This is a genomic window from Achromobacter spanius, assembly GCF_029637605.1.
GTDB lineage: Bacteria > Pseudomonadota > Gammaproteobacteria > Burkholderiales > Burkholderiaceae_B > Achromobacter > Achromobacter spanius_E.
The window spans coordinates 1,051,161-1,067,516 of the sequence record NZ_CP121261.1; the positions used below are offsets into that span (position 1 = coordinate 1,051,161).

Sequence of the window (16,356 nt, forward strand, 5' to 3'; positions counted from 1 at the left end):
CACGATCACACGGTCAGACTGATCCAGGTCGTCTTCAAGTCCGAGTACTTGTCCAGCGCGTGCAATGACTTGTCGCGCCCGGAGCCCGATTGCTTCACGCCGCCAAACGGCACCGTGATGTCGCCATCGGCGTAGCAATTGACCCAGACCAGCCCGGCGCGCAGGCGGCGCGACAAGCGATGCGCGCGTGACAGGTTTGCCGTCCACAGGCCCGCGCCCAGTCCATAGACCGAATCGTTAGCCAACTGGATGGCCTCGTCTTCGGTGCTGAAACGTTGGGCTGCCAACACCGGTCCGAAGATTTCTTCGCGTACCAGGGCGGAATCCTGGTGGGCGCAATCGAAGATGGTGGGTTCGATGTAGTAGCCGCCCGACGCGCTGCGGGCTTGCTTGCCGCCGATGCGCAAGGTGGCGCCTTCGGATTGGCCGGCGGCGATGCGGGCCAGCACGCCTTGCATCTGGCGTTCGTCCACCATGGCGCCCATGGCGGTGGCGGGGTCCAGCGGGTCGCCGGGTTGTAGCGTGGCGGCGTAGGCGGCCACTTTTTCCATGAAGGCGTCGTAGATGCCGTCCTGCACATACAGGCGCGAGCCCGCGATGCAGACTTCGCCCTGGTTCGAGAAGATGGCCAGCGCGGCGGCCTGCGCGGCGCGGTCCAGGTCGGGGCAGTCGTCAAACACGATGTGGGGCGACTTGCCGCCGCATTCGAGCCACACGCGCTTCAGGTTGGATTCGCCGGAATAGGTCATGAAGCGCTTGCCCGTGGCGGTCGAGCCCGTGAAGGCCACGCAATCCACATCCGGGTGACGGCCCAGCGCCTGACCCGCCACCGCGCCCAAGCCGGGCACGACGCTGAAGACGCCCGCGGGGATGCCGGCTTCTTCGGCCAGCGCCGCCAGCCGGATGGCCGACAGCGACGCCTGCTCGGCCGGTTTCAAGATGACGCTGTTGCCCGCGGCCAGGGCGGGCGCCACTTTCCATGCCGCCATCATCAGCGGGTAGTTCCACGGCACCACGGCCGCCACCACACCCAGCGCTTCGCGGGTGATGGTGGCCAGCGCGTCGGGGCCGGTCGGTGCGATTTCGTCGTAGATCTTGTCGATGGCTTCGGCGTACCAGGTGTAGCAGCGGGCCGTTTCCGGCACGTCGAATGCCAGCGCGTCGCGGATGGGCTTGCCCATGTCCAGCGTTTCCAGCAGCGCCAGTTCTTCGGTGTGCTGATCGATCAGGGCGGCCAGGCGCAGCAGGCGTTCCTTGCGTTGGCGGGGCGCCAGTTGGCTCCACACGCCGGCTTCGAAGGCGCGGCGGGCGGCGGCCACGGCGCGGTCCACGTCAGCCTGCCCGCAGGCGGCCACGTCGGCCAGCTTGCGGCCGTCGATGGGGCTGGATGCCGCGAACGTGGCGCCGTCGGCGGCGTCGCAGTAGGCGCCGTCGATATAGGCCTGGCCATTGAAGTCGAGCGCCGCGGCGCGGGCTTGCCAATAGGCGTGATCGTGTTGGCTCATGCTGGGTCTCCGGTGTGGTTGGCGCGGGCGACCATGGCATCCAGCAGCACGTTGCAGCCGGCTTCCAGGTCAGCGGGTTTGGCGTCTTCGATTTCGTTGTGGCTCACGCCGTCCTTGCAGGGCACGAAGATCATGGCGGTGGGCGTGACGCTGGCCATGTAGACGGCGTCGTGGCCGGCGCCGGTGACGATGTCCATGGCGGCCAGGCCGCGCCGCGTGGCGCCGTCGCGTACCTTGGCGACCAGGTCCGGGTCGAACGGCGTGGGCGGGAAATACTGCACCTGCTTCACGTCCACGGTGACGCCGTGGCGTTCGGCCACGTCGGTGCAGGCGGCCAGCCAGCGCGCGTCCATCTGCGTCAGCGTGGTTTCGTCTTCATGGCGCAGGTCCACCGTGAAACGGACCTGGCCGGGGATGACGTTGCGCGAACCCGGGTGCGCGTGGATTTCGCCGACCGTGCCGCGTCCGTGCGGCTGGTTGTCGTTGGCGATGCCGATCACCGCTTGCAACAGGAAGGTGGCGGCGTAGAGCGCGTCGCGGCGAATGGGCATGGGCGTGGGGCCGGCATGCATTTCCATGCCGGTGATGACCACGTCGTACCAGCGCACGCCCAAGGAACCCGTCACCACGCCGACCACTTTTTCTTCATGCTCAAGAATCGGGCCTTGCTCGATGTGCGCTTCGAAGTACGCGCCAACCGGCCGTCCGCCGACCGCATCCGGGCCGGCGTAGCCGATGGCGGCCAGCTCGTCGGCCACCGATTTGCCGTCGTGGTCGCGCGCGTTCAGCGCCACTTCCAGCGGGAACTTGCCGGCGAATACGCCCGAGCCCATCATCACCGGCAGAAAGCGCGAGCCTTCTTCGTTGGTCCAGATGGCCACTTCCAGTGGCGCCTCGGTTTCGACGCCATGGTCGTTCAGGCTGCGCATGACTTCCAGCCCCGCCAGCACGCCGTAGCAGCCGTCGAACTTGCCGCCGGTGGGCTGGGTGTCGATGTGGCTGCCCGTCATGACGGGCGGCAGCTCGTTATTGCGGCCGGCGCGGCGGGCAAAGATATTGCCCACCTGGTCCACACGCAGCGTCATGCCCGCGTCACGCATCCAGCCGGTGACCAGATCGCGGCCCTGGCCGTCCAGCGCGGTCAGCGCCAGCCGGCAGTTGCCGCCCTTGGGCGTGGCGCCGATCTGCGCCAGGTCCATCAGCGACTGCCACAGCCGCTGTCCGTTGATTGAAATCGTGCTTGTCATGGAGTCAGGTCCTGTCAGTGGCTGGCGCTGTTATTGCCGGTGCTGTTGGTGCCAGTGCCGTTATTGCCGGCATTGCGGGCAAGGCGGGCCTGCGCGGCTTCGCGGATGCCCATCAAGGTTTCGCCCGGCGCGATGCCGTTGGCGTCGTAGCGGATTTCCAGCAGCGCGGGCAGGTTGTTTTCCCGCGCAAACGCCAGCGCGCGTTCAAACGCCGGGCCGAAGTCGGCGGTGTTCTCCACGGCTTCGCCATGGCCGCCGTAGCCCCGGATAATCTGCGTGAAATCGGGGTTTTCAAAGCCCAGCGCGATCGCGCGCGCGGGGAATTCGCGTTCCTGGTGGGCGCGGATGGTGCCCCAGATGCCGTTGTTGAACACCAGCACCACCACGCCCAGCTTGTACTGCAAGGCCACGCCCAGTTCCTGCATGTTCATCTGAAAGCAGCCGTCACCCGCGTAGCAGACCACGTCGCGTTGGCGGTCTTCCAGCTTGGCGGAAATGGCGGCGGGCAGGCCGTAGCCCATCGACCCTACCGTGGGGGTCAGGCTGGTGCCCGGGCCGGCATAGCGGCGGTAGCGGTGCGGATACAGCGCGTAGTTGCCCGCGCCCACGGTCACGCAGGCGTCTGCGGGCAGATGCGCGTCCACATAGGCGGCGGCCGCGTCCAGGCTCATCGCGCCGGGCGAGGGCAGCGGCGTCAGGCTGTCCACCAGTTGTTGGTGCGCGATGCGCACGGCGTCGCCACGCGGCGTGGCATGGCCGGGCGCCAGGTCCGCCACGCTGGCGGCAAAGCTGGCCACGTCGGCCACGATGGCCTGCGTGGGCGAAAACACCCGGCCCAGTTCGGCGGCGTCGGGGTAGACGTGGATCAGCTTCTGGCGCGGCAGCGGGCTTTCAATGACGGTATAGCCTTCGGTGGTGGCTTCGCCCAGGCGCGTGCCCACGGCCAGCACCAGGTCGGCGTCCTTCAAGCGCTGGCGCAGTTCGGGCGTCATGGCCCAGCCGACGTGGCCGGCGGCATTGGGGTGGCGCTGGTCAAAACATTCCAGGCGGCGCCAGGCCGTACCCACCGGCAGCTCGAAGCGTTCGGCAAAACCGGCGATCTGGTCGATGGCGGTCTGATGCCAACCATTGCCGCCCAGCAGCAGGAAGGGGCGCTCAGCGGTGTTCAGCAAGTCGACCATGTGCGTCAGGTCGCCCGCGCCGGGGTGGCTGTGCACGCGCGGGTAGCGCGGCAGGTCCGCCACGCGGGCGGTGCCCCACAGCGTGTCTTCGGGCAAGGCCAGCACCACCGGGCCAGGCCGGCCGCTGGTGGCTACCGCGAAGGCGCGCGAGATGAATTCGGGGATACGGTCGGTGCGGTCGATCTGCGCCACCCACTTGGCCATTTGGCCGAACATGCGGCGGTAGTCGATTTCCTGGAAGGCTTCGCGTTCCATGAAGTCGTTGCCGACCTGGCCCACGAACAGGATCATCGGCGTGGAGTCCTGGTAGGCGGTGTGCACACCGATGCTGGCGTTGGTGGCGCCCGGGCCGCGCGTCACAAAGCAGATGCCGGGTTCGCCCGTCAACTTGCCATAGGCCTCGGCCATGTAGGCCGCGCCGCTTTCCTGGCGGCACACGATGGGTTCGATGGCGTCGGTGTGCTCGTTCAGCGCATCGATGCAGGGCAGGTAGCTTTCACCGGGAATCATGAACACGCGGCGCGCGCCGTGGATGCGCAACTGCTGCATCAGGATCTGGCCGCCGTTGCGTTCGGGAAGAGCGGATGACGTCATGCAAGGTCTCCTTGTTGTGGGACGGCCTGCGCGCGGCGCTCGGCGGCCCATCGTTCGAATTGGTCGTGGCGCGCCAACAGGCGGCGCGCGGTGTTGTAGGTGGGCGGGTCGATGCGCTCGGCGTCATGCTGGCCGGCGCGCTGGGCCTCGAAGCGGGCCACGCAGTTGCGCGCGGCGTCTACGTCGGGCGCTGCGGGCGTGAACACCTGGTGGATCAGCGGCACTTGCTCGGCCACCGTCGCGCATTTGGATTTCAGGCCCAGGCGGCGCGCCCAGCGCAAGTCCGTTTCCAGTGCGGGCAGGTCGCGGTAGTTGAACGGGCAGTCGATCGGCACGCAGCCGGCGGCGGTGCAGTCCACCAGAAAGCGGGCGCGCACGGCGTGCAGCTCGATGCCGTCCTTGCCGCGTTCGGCGCCCAGGCTGGCCGTCAGGTCTTCGGCGGCCAGCAGGCAGGCGGACACACGCGGGCTGGCGGTCAGGATGTCATAGGCGCGCACCAGCCCCAGCGCGGATTCCAGCGTGGGCACGATTTCGGTGCTGCCTGCCGGCAGGCCCAGTTCGGCCTCCAGCGCGCTGATGGCCTGGTCCAGCGCGATGATCTGCGCGGCGCTTTCGGCGTGCGGCAGGAACACCGCGTCCGGCGCGCCGGGCATCACGCCGCGCAGGTCGGCCAGGCCGTCGTCTTCCAGCTTGTTGATGCGCACGGCGGCCACCACGCCCTGGGCGCGGCAGGTAGCGAACAGCGCGGCGATGCGGGGCCGGGCGGCGGGCCGCTCGACGGGCGCGGTGAACTCTTCCAGGTCGGCAACCAGCGCGTCCGTGCCGCTGGCCAGGCCCGCGGCCTGCGCGGCCGCGTCCATGCCGGGCACGAACATCCAGCTGCGGCGCAGCGCGGGGGGACGGCGTAGCGTTGAAGTTTGTGTCATTGCACGTGCCTCGGCAGGAACAGCACCAGATCAGGAACAAAGGTCAGCAGCAACATCACGGCGGTCATGGCCAGCATCATCCAGGACAGCGGGCGCAGTGTCTGCATCATGTTGATGCCGCCAATCTTGCAAGCGGCCATCAGGTCCACCCCGACCGGCGGCGTGTTGGCGCCGATGGCCATGTTGATGGACAGCAGGATGCCGAAATGCACCGGGTCGATGTTGTAGTGTGCCAGCACCGGCATGACTACGGGGGCCACGATGATGATGACCGGAATGGCTTCCATGAAAGTGCCCAGCAGCAGCAACACCACGGTCAGCACCAGCAGCACGGCGGTCTTGCTGTCGGTCCATTCCACCAGCAGGGTGGACAGTGCCTGCGGCACCTGTTCGGCCACCAGCACCCAGGCGAACAAGCCCGACGCGCCAATCAACAGCAAGATGGACGCGCTGCTTTCACCGGTGGACTTCAGGTTGCTCCACAGCGACTTCAGGCTTAGCGAGCGGTACCAGAAAAAGCCGATCAGCAAGGCGTAGACGATGGCGCTGGAAGCGGCTTCGGTGGCGGTGAAGATGCCGAAGCGGATGCCGCCAATGATCAGCACGGGCACCATCAGCGCGGGCAGCGCATCGATGCCGGCGGCGCGCAGTTCGCCCCAGGAAAACGGCTGGCCGCCCGCCCAGTTGTGCTTGCGCGATTGCCAGATGGCAACACCAATCAAGGAGAAGCCCAGCAAAATTCCCGGCACGATGCCGGCCACGAACAGCTTGCCCACTGACGTATCGGTGATGGTGCCGTAGACGATCAGCACGATGCTGGGCGGGATGATGGTGGACGTGGCGCCCGCGCTGCCCACCAGCGCGCAGGAAAAGCCCTTGTCGTAACCGCTGCGCGCCATGGCGGGCAACAGCAGGCTGCCGATGGCGACCACGTCGGCCACGCCCGAGCCGGACAGCGCGCCGAACATCAGGCAGGCCAGCACGGCCACAACAGCCAGGCCGCCCTTGATGTCGCCGACGATGGCGGCGCACAAGCGCACGATGCGCTGCGTCAGGCCCGCGCCGTTCATCAGTTGCGCGGCCAGGATGAACAGCGGAATGGCCAGCAGCGTGAAGCTGTCCAACCCCACCACGTACTGCTGCGCGGCCACCATCATGGGCGCGGCGTCGTACACGGCCAGGTAGGCCAGGCACGACAGCACCAGGCCGAATGCAATGGGCATGTCGATCAGCACTGTGATCGTGAACACGCCCATCAGGAAGAGAGCACCCGAAGACATCTTGTTATTCCTTTGCCATGGCGGGGGTGGGCGCGAACAGTTGCGCCAGATGAACCACGATGGTGATCGCGCATGCGAACGGCAACGCCAGGTACACCGTGCCGGCGGACACATCCAGCGCGGGCAGCGTCTGGTCGCCCGTCAGTTCGGCCAACTGCCAGCCGGCGTAACCCAGCACCGCCAGCCCCACGATGACCAGCGCCTGGTTGACGCGTTCAACCACGTTCAGCACGCGGGGGCTGCGCACCATGAAGGGCAGCAGGCCGGCCATCAGGTGAGAGCGGTCATGGCTGCACGCCACGCCGCCAATGAAGGCGGACCACACCAGCACCAGGCGCGGTAATTCCTCGGCCCAGTGCGGCGTGGTGTGCGTGACGAAGCGCGAGAACACCACGTAAGAGATCAGGATCGCCAGCAAGGCCACCGCCAGGGCGGCGAAGGCCTTGCTGATGCCCGACAGAATGGCGGACAGTCGGCTGAGCATTACTTGGCCTCGCGGTACTTCTGCACCAGCGCCATCAGCTCAGGGCCGTAGGTAACCGAGTAGGTCTTCCACACGGGTTGCACGGCGGCGGCAAAGGCGGCCTTGTCGACCTCGTTGACCTGCATGCCTTTCTCTTTCAGCTGCGCCACGAATTGCTGGTCCCCGTCGGTGATCATCTTGCGCTGGGCGTCGCGCCACTTGTCGGCGGCGGCCTGCACCACCTTCTTGTCGTCGGCCGAAATGCGGTTCCAGACGGGCTTGGAGATGATCAGGCTGGCCGGACCCCACACGTGGCCCGTCAGCGACAGATACTTCTGCACTTCAAAGAACGACGAGGTGTAGATGATGGACAGCGGGTTCTCTTGCGCATCAAACACCTTTTGCTGCAAGGCCGAGTACAGCTCGCCAAAGGCCAGCGGGGCCGGGTTGGCGCCCAGGGCGGTGAAGGTGTCCAGCCGCATCTTGTCGGGCGTGACGCGGGTTTTCAGGCCGGCCAGGTCGGCGGGCTTGGCAACGGGGCCGCGGTTGTTGGTCACGTGGCGGAAGCCGTTTTCCCACCAGGAAATAATGGTCAGGTTTTTCTTGTCGGCCAGCTTGGCCAGCGCCGCGCCCAGCTCGCCGTCAAAGGCCTTGTAGGCCTGCTGCGACGACGACCACGTGTAGGGCAGTTCCACCACGCCGAACTTCGGTTCAATCGGCTGCAACGAACCCGAACCGATGATGGCCGCGCCCTGGCTGCCGATCTGCAAGCCTTCCAGCATGGTCTTTTCATTGCCCAACTGGCCGCTGGGGAACAGCACGAAGTTGACGCGGCCGTCGGTCTTTTCCTTGACCTCGGCGGCAAAGCCTTCGGCGGCCTTGTTCCAGCTATGGCTGGGGGCCAGCACGTGGCCCAGCTTGATGTCCATGGCATGGGCCGACAGCGGCGCAAAGCCGGCCATGGCGACAAGCGCGCCGCCGATCAGGGCGCGAAACGTTTGGGGAGCGTGGGTCATGGGGGTACTCCAGATGCGAAAAGAGAAGGTGGGGATGGTGGGTTCAACAGGCGGCGGGGTGCGGCCCCGCTCAGTAGGATTGCGCCCGCATGGATGCGGGGTGGCCGGGCAGGGGGATACACGTACCGGTATCGGTCAGGCCGTTGTCTCCCACGGCCAGCACCTGCAGGGTTGCGTCCAGAAAATTGCCGACATACAGATAGCGGCTGTCGGGGCTGAAGGCGATGCCTTCGGGTAGGGCTCCCACCTCGATGGCGCCCGCGCGCGTCACGCGCAAGCCTTCGATGCGCAGCAGCACGATCTGGCCGCGAGGGTGGTGAAACCATTCCGAGGAGGGGTTGTTCGAGCCCTGCACGATGGCCACGGCGGCGTGGCGGCCATCGGGGCTGATGGCGATGCCCTCGGGGCCGTCTTCCACCATCAGGCGGTCGATGACGCGCGGCGGGTTGCTCAGCAGATCCACCACGCTGATGGAATCCGCATGGCCGTCCGACGCCGTCGGGCTGCCCATGTCCACCACCAGGGCCAGCGCGCCGTCGGGCGACACCACCAGGTTGAAGGGCACGAGCCCCGTGGTCAGGTCTTCGGCCGGGTCATGCGTGACGCGCGGCATGGGGCCGGTGTCGTCGATGTGCAGCACGGCCAGCCGGTGCGTGTCGGTCTTGACGGCGAAGGCGCGGCGGCCATCGGCCGAGAACGAGACGGCGACAACGGGCGTACCCAGGTCGACTTCTGCGACAACGTTGACGCGGGCATCGTTGATGCTCAGCACCGATACCGACTTCCCGGCCTTGTTCGCCACCAGCGCCATGGTCCCGGCGCGGTTGATCGACAGGCCGGACGGTTGCAGGCCCACTTGCAGCGTCTGCACAATGGCGGGCGGCGTGGCGGCAAGGTTCACCACGTAAAGATCGCGGCCCGGCGTGGGCTGCCAGCCCTGGCCATCGGCGCGCTCGGGCCAGGCCATGGAATCGGCGATCAGCGCCAGCCGCTGGTCGGGCGTCACCGCTAGATTGACGGGCGGGCCGAACAGGGAATTGGGCAGGGGCAGCGTTGCGACATGTACCGGCGCGGCCGGGTTGGCGGCGGCATCGAAAATGCTGAGCGTGTCGTGGCCGGGCGCCAGGAAGCGGATCCGGCCGTCGTCCCAGGTGACTTTTTCGTCGTTGCCGACCAGCAGGTAGTGCGGCGCGGCGCTCATGCGGCGAGCTCCTGCGCGTCGGGAACGGCCAGCGTGGCGCCGATCAGTTGCCGGGTGTAGGGATGCTGGGGCGCAAAATACACCTGGTCGGCCGTGCCGCGTTCGACGATGCGGCCGCCTTGCAGCACCACGATGTCATCGGCAATGTGTTGCACCACCGCCAGGTTATGGCTGATGAACAGATAGCCCAGGCCACGGTCGCGCTGCAATTGCATCAGCAGGTTCAGAATTTGCGCCTGCACCGATACGTCCAGCGCGGAAGTGGGTTCGTCGCAGATCAGCAGTTGCGGTTCCAGCATCAGGGCGCGCGCAATCGCCACGCGCTGGCGTTGGCCGCCGGACAGTTCGCGCGGATACCGCGCGGCAAAGGCGGGCACCAGGCCCACGGCGTCCATCATGCGGCGCACCGATGCCGCCTGCGATGCCGCATTGCCGATGCCGTGCACGCGCAGCGGCGCGGTCAGGATTTCATTGATGGTGCGGCGTGGATTCAGCGACGAATACGGGTCCTGAAACACCATCTGAATGCGGCGGGCACGGGCGCGCGCCGGCATGGCGGCCAGCGGTTGGCCGTCCAGCAGCGCCTGGCCCTGGGTGGGCGCCAACAGGCCCAGCATGAGCTTGGCGATGGTGGACTTGCCGCTGCCGGATTCCCCCACCAGGCCGATGGTCTGGCCGGCGGGCACGTGCAGGTCGATGTCGTGCAGGATGCGCGGCGCGGGGCGGCGCGAGAACAGGCCGGCGCGGCCGTATTGAAAGGACAGCGCGTTCAGGCGGATGCTGGCGGTGACGGGGGTAGGCGCGTTGGCATTCACCTTGGAATTCGCGCGGGGATTCATGTTGGCGTTCAGCTTGTCGTTCATACCAAGGCTCCCGCCGGCTTTGCCGCCAGCAACGCGCCCGGTTTCACACACAGGCAACGGTGGCTGCCCTGCACGCGTGACACCAGCGGCTGGGCGCAACGGGCTTCGGCCACGGGGCAGCGTTCACGAAAAGCACAGCCCCGGATCGCCACGTCCAGCGACGGCACGGCGCCCGCGATGGTCGGCAGGTCGGTGCGCGGTGCGGTGCGGCCCGGCTGGGGAATGCAGTTCAGCAGCATGGCGGTATAGGGGTGGCTGGGGCGGGTCAGCACCTCTTGCACGGTGCCGCCTTCCACGATGTCGCCCGCGTACATGACGATGACGTGGTCGGCAATGCGCGCCACCAGGCCCATATCGTGCGAGATGAACACCATGCCCAGCCCGAACTCGGCCTGGATGTCGCGCAAGAGGTCCAGCAGTTCGGCCTGCACGGTGACGTCCAGCGCGGTGGTGGGTTCGTCGGCAATCAGTAGTTCGGGGCCGCACATCAGCGCCATGGCGATCATCACGCGCTGTCGCAGTCCGCCCGACAGCTCGAACGGATATTGGCGCATGCGTTCTTCGGGGTTGGTGATGCCCACGCGGCGCAGCAGGTATTCGGCGCGTTCGGCGGCTTCACGACGGCTGACGCGCTTGTGGCGGCGCATCACGTCGATCAGTTGCGTGCCAATCTGAAACACCGGATTCAAGGACGTCATCGGGTCCTGGAAAATCATGGCGATGCGCGCCCCGCGCAATTGCGCCAACTGGCGCGCGTTCAGCGTGGACAGGTCCTGCCCGGCAAATTCCAGCCGCGTCATGCGGCGGCGCGCGGCGGCGGGCAGCAGGTCCAGCAAGGCCAGCGCCGTCAGTGATTTTCCGCAACCGGATTCGCCCACGATGCACAGCGTCTTGCCGCGTTCCAGGGTGAAGTCCACCGCGCGCACCACATGCTTGGTGTGCGTGGCGGTGTGGATGTCGATGTGCAGATCTTCGACCCGCAGCAGGGGATGGGAAGTGGCGGTCATGGTGTCAGCCTTTCTTCATCTGGATGGCGCGCAGCGTTTCGCCCGCCCGGTTCACACACAGCACCAGCACGAACAGCACGATGCTGGGGATGACCACCAGCGAGGGCTGGAACAGCATGTTCTCCTTGCCCTCGGCGATCATCAGGCCCAGCGACGGCATCGGCGCGGGCACGCCCAGGCCCAGGAACGACAACGAGGCTTCCAGCGTGATGGCCATGGCCGCGTCCACCGTGCCGATGATGAGCAGGTTGCCCACCAGGTTCGGCAGGATGTCGCGCCAGATGATTTGCAGATGCGTGCAGCCTTGCAAGCGCGAGGCCGTGACGAATTCGGCGTTGCGCAGCCCGGCGGCCATGGTGCGCGCCACCAGCGCGTAGCGTTCCCACAGCAACAGGCCCAGCACCAGCACCACCACCGTCAGCGACGCGCCCACCACCGACACCACGGCCAGCGCCACCAGAATGATGGGCAAGGCCAGGCGCGCGGTGATCAGGAAGGACACGGCGCGGTCCACGGCACCGCCGAAGTAGCCGGCGACGACACCCAGCGTGGTGCCGATCAGGCCGCCCATCAGCGCGACGGACAGGCCGATCAACGCCGACACGCGCACGCCGTACAGCGCACGCGCCAGCACGTCGCGACCCAACTGGTCAGTGCCCAGGATGTGGTTCCAGTCACCGCCTTCGGCCCACACCGGTTCTTGCAGCCGGGCCAGCAGGTCTTGCGTATACGGGTCGTGCGGAATCAGCCAGGGGCCGATCAGGCCAGCCAGCACCAGCAGGGCCAGCACGGCAAGGCCCACACGTTGGCCGGCGCGCGCCAGGCGGTCGCCGCGCGGCGCGACGGGCAGGGAAGATTGGATAGCGGTGTTCATGAGGCGGCTCGCACGCGGGGGTCCAGCCAACCGTTGATCAGGTCGGCGACAAGAGTCAGGACGATGTAGATCAGCGCAAAGATCAGGATCAACGCCTGCATCGTGGGAAAGTCGCCGCGCAGGATCGAGGTCCAGGCCAGCAGGCCCGCGCCGTTGATGGCGAAGACGGTTTCAATGACGACGGAGCCCGCCAGCAAGGTGCCCATCTGCGCGGCGGCCAGCGACACGAGCGGGCGCAGCGCATTGCGCAGCGCGTACTTCAACACCACGCTGGGACCGCCCAGGCCCATGGCGCGGGCCGTGCGGATGTAGTCGGTGGCCAGCACGGTTTCCATTTCGGATTTCATCAGCCGCAGCATGGCGGGCATGGCGAAGAGCCCCAGCGCCACCACCGGCATCACGTAGTGCTTCCAGGTGTCGAAGCCCGAGGCGGGCAGCCATTGGTTGCGCACGCTGAACACGATGATCAACAGGAACGCCAGGCAGAACGGCGGCATGGCTTGCGCGCAGGCCGACAGCAGCATGGTGGCGCGATCGGCCAGCGAGCCCTTGCGCATGCCGGCCAGCACACCCAGCGGAATGGCAAGCAGCAGCGCGAAGGCCATGGCGGCCAGGCCCAGCTTGGCGGTGGCGGGGAAGTGCTGGCTCAACAGTTCGGCCACGGGGCGGCTGAAGTACAGGCTGTCGCCAAAGTCGCCGCGCACCACGCCTGTCAGCCAGCGGCCGTATTGCAGCAGGATGGGGTCGTCAAAGCCGTGCTGTACCGACAGCCGGGCAGCATCCGCCGCGCTGCCTTCACCGGCCAGTCGGGCAGCCGGGTTGCCGGACGCAAACACCAGCGAAAAGCTGATCAGCGACACGAACACCACCAGCAGGGCGGCAACCAGCAAACGGCGAAACAGGAATGCAATCATGGGTCAACCTTTATGGGCTTGCTTCGGCGCGCGTCGATGTGCATCGGCGCGCGCCGTTCCGGTCGGGCGCGACTTCGGCTGTCACGCGCCCAGACCGGATTGGCACAACGGTTGGAACAAGGCCTGGGCGCAAGGGCCCCAAGCTTTAGTTCCAGGAGGCCTTGTAGAAGCGCGGGAACTCGTCGCCATCCACCGAAAAGTTCAGGCCCTTGGCCTGTACGGCGTTCAGCGAGTGGTTCCACAACGGCACCCAGTACGCCTGGTCGGCCACGATCTTCAGCGCGGCCGCGTAGTTCTTGGCGCGCAGGTCGCGGTCAACGGACGTGTCGGCCGCTTCCAGAAGCTTGATGACTTCCGGGTTGCGCGCCTGGTCATCCGGGCCGCCCCGGAAGAAGTTGCTGGTGGACAGCGCCGCGTCGGCAATGCCGTAGGAACCCCAGTTGGACGCCAGCATGGCGGTCTTGCCTTCGCGCCAGTTGGTCATGGCGGTGCCGTATTGCTGCTCAACCAGGTTCACCTTGATGCCGGCCTGCGCCATCTGGGCGGCGGCGGCGTCCAGGATGCTGCGCGGCGGGGCCGAGATCACCAGGTCTAGCGTGATGCCGTTGGGGTAGCCGGCTTGGGCCAGCAGTTGCTTGGCGCGGGCCGGGTCGAACTTGTAGGACTGCACGTCGGTCGTGCAACCGAACTGCGCGGGGTTGCACGCCGTGTTGATCACCTTGGACGCGCCGCCCACGAGTGCTTTGCGGATGGCTTCGCGGTCGATGGCGTGGTTGATGGCCTGGCGCACTTCCTGCTTGGCCAGCGGCGACTTGCCGTCGTCAAAGCGCGGGTTCAGCGAGATATAGCTGATGCGCATGATGCTGCTGCTTTTCACCGTGACCGACGGCGTTTTCTCCATGCGCTTGGCCACGTCGGGCGGCACGCGCCAGATCCAGTCCAGGCCGCCGGACAGCAGCTCGGCGTATTGGGTGTTGGCATCAGGCAGCACGCGCACCACCAGCTTTTGCACGGCGGGCTTGGGGCCGAAATAATCGTCAAAGCGTTCATACACATAGCGGCTGCCGGGCTGGCTGTCGGTCAGGCGATACGGGCCCGTGCCGATGGGCTTGGCGCCCATGTCCGACTGATTGGCCTCGTAGTACTTGCGCGGATAGATCGGCAGGTTTTCCGACAGCATTTCCAGCGCCAGCGGGTAGGGCGTCTTCATCTTGATGCGCACGGTGTCGTCACCGACTTTTTCCGCCTTGGCAATCCAGGCCACCTGGTTCTGGAAGCGTGCCTTGAAAGCGTCCGACGACACCAGGTTCAGCGTGTAGAGCACGTCGTCGATGGTCAAGAGCGAGCCGTCGTGGAACTTCACGTCGCGGCGAATGGGCAGTTCGATGGTGGTGTCGTCCACGAACTTGTAGCCCGTGGCGATGGCCGGGCCGAATTCGCCCGTGTCCTGGTTCTTTTGCAGCAGACCCGAGAAGACCATGCGCGCCAGCGCCAGGCCGGGACGGTCCGATTCCTTGTAGGCGTCCAGCGTGGCGGGCGCCGCGTCGAACGCAATGTTGAGGGAATTGTCGGCCTTGTTGGCCTGGGCGGCATGAGCGCCCAGCGCCAATAGCGCCGCGCTCACGAACTTCACGGTACGGGTTAGCTGCATGTTTTCACCTTGATATGTTTTATGTGTTTGGCCTACGGGGTGCTGCGGTGCTGCGATCTTGCTGTGCTGCGACGGTTGCGTTTTTTGCGTTTCGACAGGCAAGCCGCTCCCCTTGCCGCGGGCGACGCCAATGGCGCCGGCGGTGCATGCACGGTCGGTCAGGGAACGGGCCTGATGCGTCTCAGGCCTGGCGGCTTAGCAGTTCATCAAATCATCGGATCCCAACGTTGCCGAAGTCTTCCCGCAAGCGCGCCAGGATGCCGACCAGGTGGTCGTGCATGGCGTGGCGCGCGCGGATGGGATCGCGGTCGACAATGGCCGCGAGGATGCGTTCGTGTTCTTTCTGGGCTTCGATCCACACCTTGGTGGTCACGAAGTGTTCTTCCAGGCGGTGGAACACCGGGCTCAAGGTGCTCAGGTGCCAGATGTGCGAAATGGCGGCGGCCAGCGCGGCGTTGCCGCAAGCGGCGCCGATGGCGCTGTGAAAGGCGCGGTCGTGCACGCTGGGGGATTCGGTCAGCGACATGCCGTCGTGCGCGGCGCGGATGGCCGCAATCTGCGCGGGCGAGGCCTTTTGCGCGGCCAGGGCGGCGCATTCCGGCTCGATCAGCAAGCGCGTTTCCAAGAGGTCGAAGGGGCCGATGTCGGTGGCTTCGACGCTGTCGGCGGCGGCGGTCGGGGTCGCGTCTTGATACTGGCCGTCTTCACGCGGCTGGCACACAAACACGCCCGTGCCCACGCGCACATCCACATAGCCCTCGATTTCCAGGGCGATCAAGGCTTCCCGTACCGACGCCCGGCTGACTTGCAATTGCTCGGCCAGCTCGCGCTCGGCGGGCAGGCGGCCCCCCGCGGGAAAGTCACCGGCCTTGATGCGCGCGGCGATCTGGTCGGCAATCATGCGGTAAAGGCGGGTTGAGGCTACGGCCTGTAAGGAAGTCATCGTGGGCGGGGTTGGAGTGTTCGGGACGGTGAGCGTAATAGGTTTGGTGCGGTGGTGTCTTGCGTGGGCGTAAGCGTGCGCGATGTTGTTGAGGTGCCTGATGGTCCAGTGGTCAGGCCACTGGACGAAATGTACCGGAGCGAACCCGGCTTGGGAACCAGGGGGCTTCAGTTTTTCGACAGTTTCAGGGAAAACCACTAGCGGCGTGGGTGGAACGAAAGCGGCGGGGCATTTGCAGGAAGCGGGCCTGATCCGATACCGCCGTGGGCACATCGACGTGATCGACCGCCCCGGCCTGGAGGCGCGCGTGTGCGAGTGCTACACCGTGGTCCGCGATGAATATGACCGCCTGTTGGGTCAGCGCGTGCCTGTCCGGCGCGCCTGACCCAAACCCTGGAGCCGTCCGTGCCGTACGCCCACTCCGCGCTCCCCGGCATATCCAACCGCCTGCTTGACGCCTTGCCCGACGCTGAGCGAGCGCGCTTGCTGGGCCGGTTCGACCCCGTTGAACTGGCCTTCGGCCAATGCCTGTTGCAGCCTGGAGGGCGATTGGATGACGTCTACTTTCCCATGGGTGGCTATGTGTCGCTGATGCTTCCGCTTCCGCGCCGCGGCGCGCTGGAAGTGGGGCTGATCGGCAACGACAGCCGAGCCGTGGCTTGCGAGCCCTTCGGTCCCCACCCAGCGTAGC

15 protein-coding genes and 1 pseudogene are annotated in these 16,356 nt (G+C 66.6%); 2 read left to right on the forward strand and 14 right to left on the reverse strand.

Annotated elements, in window-relative coordinates; translation table 11 throughout:
* Positions 1-5 precede the first annotated feature (5 nt).
* The 14 genes from P8T11_RS04640 to P8T11_RS04705 form a co-directional block, all read right to left on the reverse strand.
* Positions 6-1,505: an aldehyde dehydrogenase gene (locus tag P8T11_RS04640; RefSeq protein WP_268078041.1), complete on the reverse strand. Its 1,500-nt coding sequence runs from the start codon at positions 1,503-1,505 to the stop codon at positions 6-8.
* Positions 1,502-2,752 (reverse strand): Zn-dependent hydrolase, encoded by a 1,251-nt coding sequence (locus P8T11_RS04645; protein ID WP_268078040.1) that lies wholly within the window; start codon positions 2,750-2,752, stop codon positions 1,502-1,504. The genes P8T11_RS04640 and P8T11_RS04645 overlap by 4 nt, the downstream gene beginning before the upstream one ends.
* A gap of 14 nt (positions 2,753-2,766) precedes the next feature.
* Positions 2,767-4,527 carry a thiamine pyrophosphate-binding protein gene (locus P8T11_RS04650; RefSeq protein WP_268078039.1) on the reverse strand — a complete coding sequence of 587 codons (1,761 nt, stop codon included), beginning with the start codon at positions 4,525-4,527 and terminating at the stop codon, positions 2,767-2,769.
* Complete coding sequence (locus P8T11_RS04655; protein WP_268078038.1) at positions 4,524-5,453, reverse strand: HpcH/HpaI aldolase/citrate lyase family protein; 930 nt, start codon at positions 5,451-5,453, stop codon at positions 4,524-4,526. Before P8T11_RS04655 ends, P8T11_RS04650 begins: the two co-directional genes overlap by 4 nt.
* Entirely contained in the window at positions 5,450-6,733 is a 1,284-nt protein-coding gene (locus tag P8T11_RS04660) for a TRAP transporter large permease (protein ID WP_268078037.1), read from the reverse strand. Before P8T11_RS04660 ends, P8T11_RS04655 begins: the two co-directional genes overlap by 4 nt.
* A 4-nt stretch (positions 6,734-6,737) precedes the next feature.
* Positions 6,738-7,217, reverse strand: a complete 480-nt coding sequence (locus P8T11_RS04665; protein ID WP_050444872.1) for a TRAP transporter small permease — start codon at positions 7,215-7,217, stop codon at positions 6,738-6,740.
* Positions 7,217-8,158, reverse strand: coding sequence for a DctP family TRAP transporter solute-binding subunit (locus tag P8T11_RS04670; protein WP_418910342.1), 942 nt, complete (start codon positions 8,156-8,158; stop codon positions 7,217-7,219). Before P8T11_RS04670 ends, P8T11_RS04665 begins: the two co-directional genes overlap by 1 nt.
* Before the next feature lie 124 nt (positions 8,159-8,282).
* A complete protein-coding gene (locus P8T11_RS04675; RefSeq protein ID WP_268078035.1) occupies positions 8,283-9,413 on the reverse strand; it encodes a lactonase family protein in 1,131 nt (376 codons plus the stop codon).
* Positions 9,410-10,252, reverse strand: a complete 843-nt coding sequence (locus P8T11_RS04680; protein WP_268082447.1) for an ATP-binding cassette domain-containing protein — start codon at positions 10,250-10,252, stop codon at positions 9,410-9,412. The genes P8T11_RS04675 and P8T11_RS04680 overlap by 4 nt, the downstream gene beginning before the upstream one ends.
* 20 nt (positions 10,253-10,272) lie before the next feature.
* Entirely contained in the window at positions 10,273-11,283 is a 1,011-nt protein-coding gene (locus tag P8T11_RS04685; RefSeq protein ID WP_268078034.1) for an ABC transporter ATP-binding protein, read from the reverse strand.
* A 4-nt stretch (positions 11,284-11,287) separates the two neighbouring features.
* A complete protein-coding gene (locus P8T11_RS04690; protein ID WP_268078033.1) occupies positions 11,288-12,157 on the reverse strand; it encodes an ABC transporter permease in 870 nt (289 codons plus the stop codon).
* Positions 12,154-13,071 (reverse strand): ABC transporter permease, encoded by a 918-nt coding sequence (locus P8T11_RS04695; protein ID WP_127184526.1) that lies wholly within the window; start codon positions 13,069-13,071, stop codon positions 12,154-12,156. Before P8T11_RS04695 ends, P8T11_RS04690 begins: the two co-directional genes overlap by 4 nt.
* A 145-nt stretch (positions 13,072-13,216) precedes the next feature.
* Positions 13,217-14,722: an ABC transporter substrate-binding protein gene (locus P8T11_RS04700; protein ID WP_268078032.1), complete on the reverse strand. Its 1,506-nt coding sequence runs from the start codon at positions 14,720-14,722 to the stop codon at positions 13,217-13,219.
* 211 nt (positions 14,723-14,933) lie between these two features.
* Positions 14,934-15,665, reverse strand: a complete 732-nt coding sequence (locus P8T11_RS04705) for a FadR/GntR family transcriptional regulator (RefSeq protein WP_268078031.1) — start codon at positions 15,663-15,665, stop codon at positions 14,934-14,936.
* 208 nt (positions 15,666-15,873) lie between these two features.
* Between P8T11_RS04705 and P8T11_RS04710 the strand changes: the two are divergent.
* Positions 15,874-16,050: pseudogene (locus P8T11_RS04710) on the forward strand (Crp/Fnr family transcriptional regulator); the annotation flags it as partial.
* 20 nt (positions 16,051-16,070) lie between these two features.
* The gene (locus tag P8T11_RS04715) at positions 16,071-16,355 is read left to right on the forward strand and encodes a hypothetical protein (protein WP_268078030.1); all 285 of its coding nucleotides are present in this window, start codon (positions 16,071-16,073) and stop codon (positions 16,353-16,355) included.
* Position 16,356: the final 1 nt, after the last annotated feature.

Excerpts from the sequence above, each read along its gene's own strand:
- P8T11_RS04640 (WP_268078041.1), bottom strand. The coding sequence starts at position 1,505 with ATGAGCCAACACGATCACGCCTATTGGCAAGCCCGCGCCGCGGCGCTC.
- P8T11_RS04645 (WP_268078040.1), bottom strand. The coding sequence starts at position 2,752 with ATGACAAGCACGATTTCAATCAACGGACAGCGGCTGTGGCAGTCGCTG.
- P8T11_RS04650 (WP_268078039.1), bottom strand. The coding sequence starts at position 4,527 with ATGACGTCATCCGCTCTTCCCGAACGCAACGGCGGCCAGATCCTGATG.
- P8T11_RS04655 (WP_268078038.1), bottom strand. The coding sequence starts at position 5,453 with ATGACACAAACTTCAACGCTACGCCGTCCCCCCGCGCTGCGCCGCAGC.
- P8T11_RS04660 (WP_268078037.1), bottom strand. The coding sequence starts at position 6,733 with ATGTCTTCGGGTGCTCTCTTCCTGATGGGCGTGTTCACGATCACAGTG.
- P8T11_RS04665 (WP_050444872.1), bottom strand. The coding sequence starts at position 7,217 with ATGCTCAGCCGACTGTCCGCCATTCTGTCGGGCATCAGCAAGGCCTTC.
- P8T11_RS04670 (WP_418910342.1), bottom strand. The coding sequence starts at position 8,158 with ATGGCCGGCTTTGCGCCGCTGTCGGCCCATGCCATGGACATCAAGCTG.
- P8T11_RS04675 (WP_268078035.1), bottom strand. The coding sequence starts at position 9,413 with ATGAGCGCCGCGCCGCACTACCTGCTGGTCGGCAACGACGAAAAAGTC.
- P8T11_RS04680 (WP_268082447.1), bottom strand. The coding sequence starts at position 10,252 with ATGAATCCCCGCGCGAATTCCAAGGTGAATGCCAACGCGCCTACCCCC.
- P8T11_RS04685 (WP_268078034.1), bottom strand. The coding sequence starts at position 11,283 with ATGACCGCCACTTCCCATCCCCTGCTGCGGGTCGAAGATCTGCACATC.
- P8T11_RS04690 (WP_268078033.1), bottom strand. The coding sequence starts at position 12,157 with ATGAACACCGCTATCCAATCTTCCCTGCCCGTCGCGCCGCGCGGCGAC.
- P8T11_RS04695 (WP_127184526.1), bottom strand. The coding sequence starts at position 13,071 with ATGATTGCATTCCTGTTTCGCCGTTTGCTGGTTGCCGCCCTGCTGGTG.
- P8T11_RS04700 (WP_268078032.1), bottom strand. The coding sequence starts at position 14,722 with ATGCAGCTAACCCGTACCGTGAAGTTCGTGAGCGCGGCGCTATTGGCG.
- P8T11_RS04705 (WP_268078031.1), bottom strand. The coding sequence starts at position 15,665 with ATGACTTCCTTACAGGCCGTAGCCTCAACCCGCCTTTACCGCATGATT.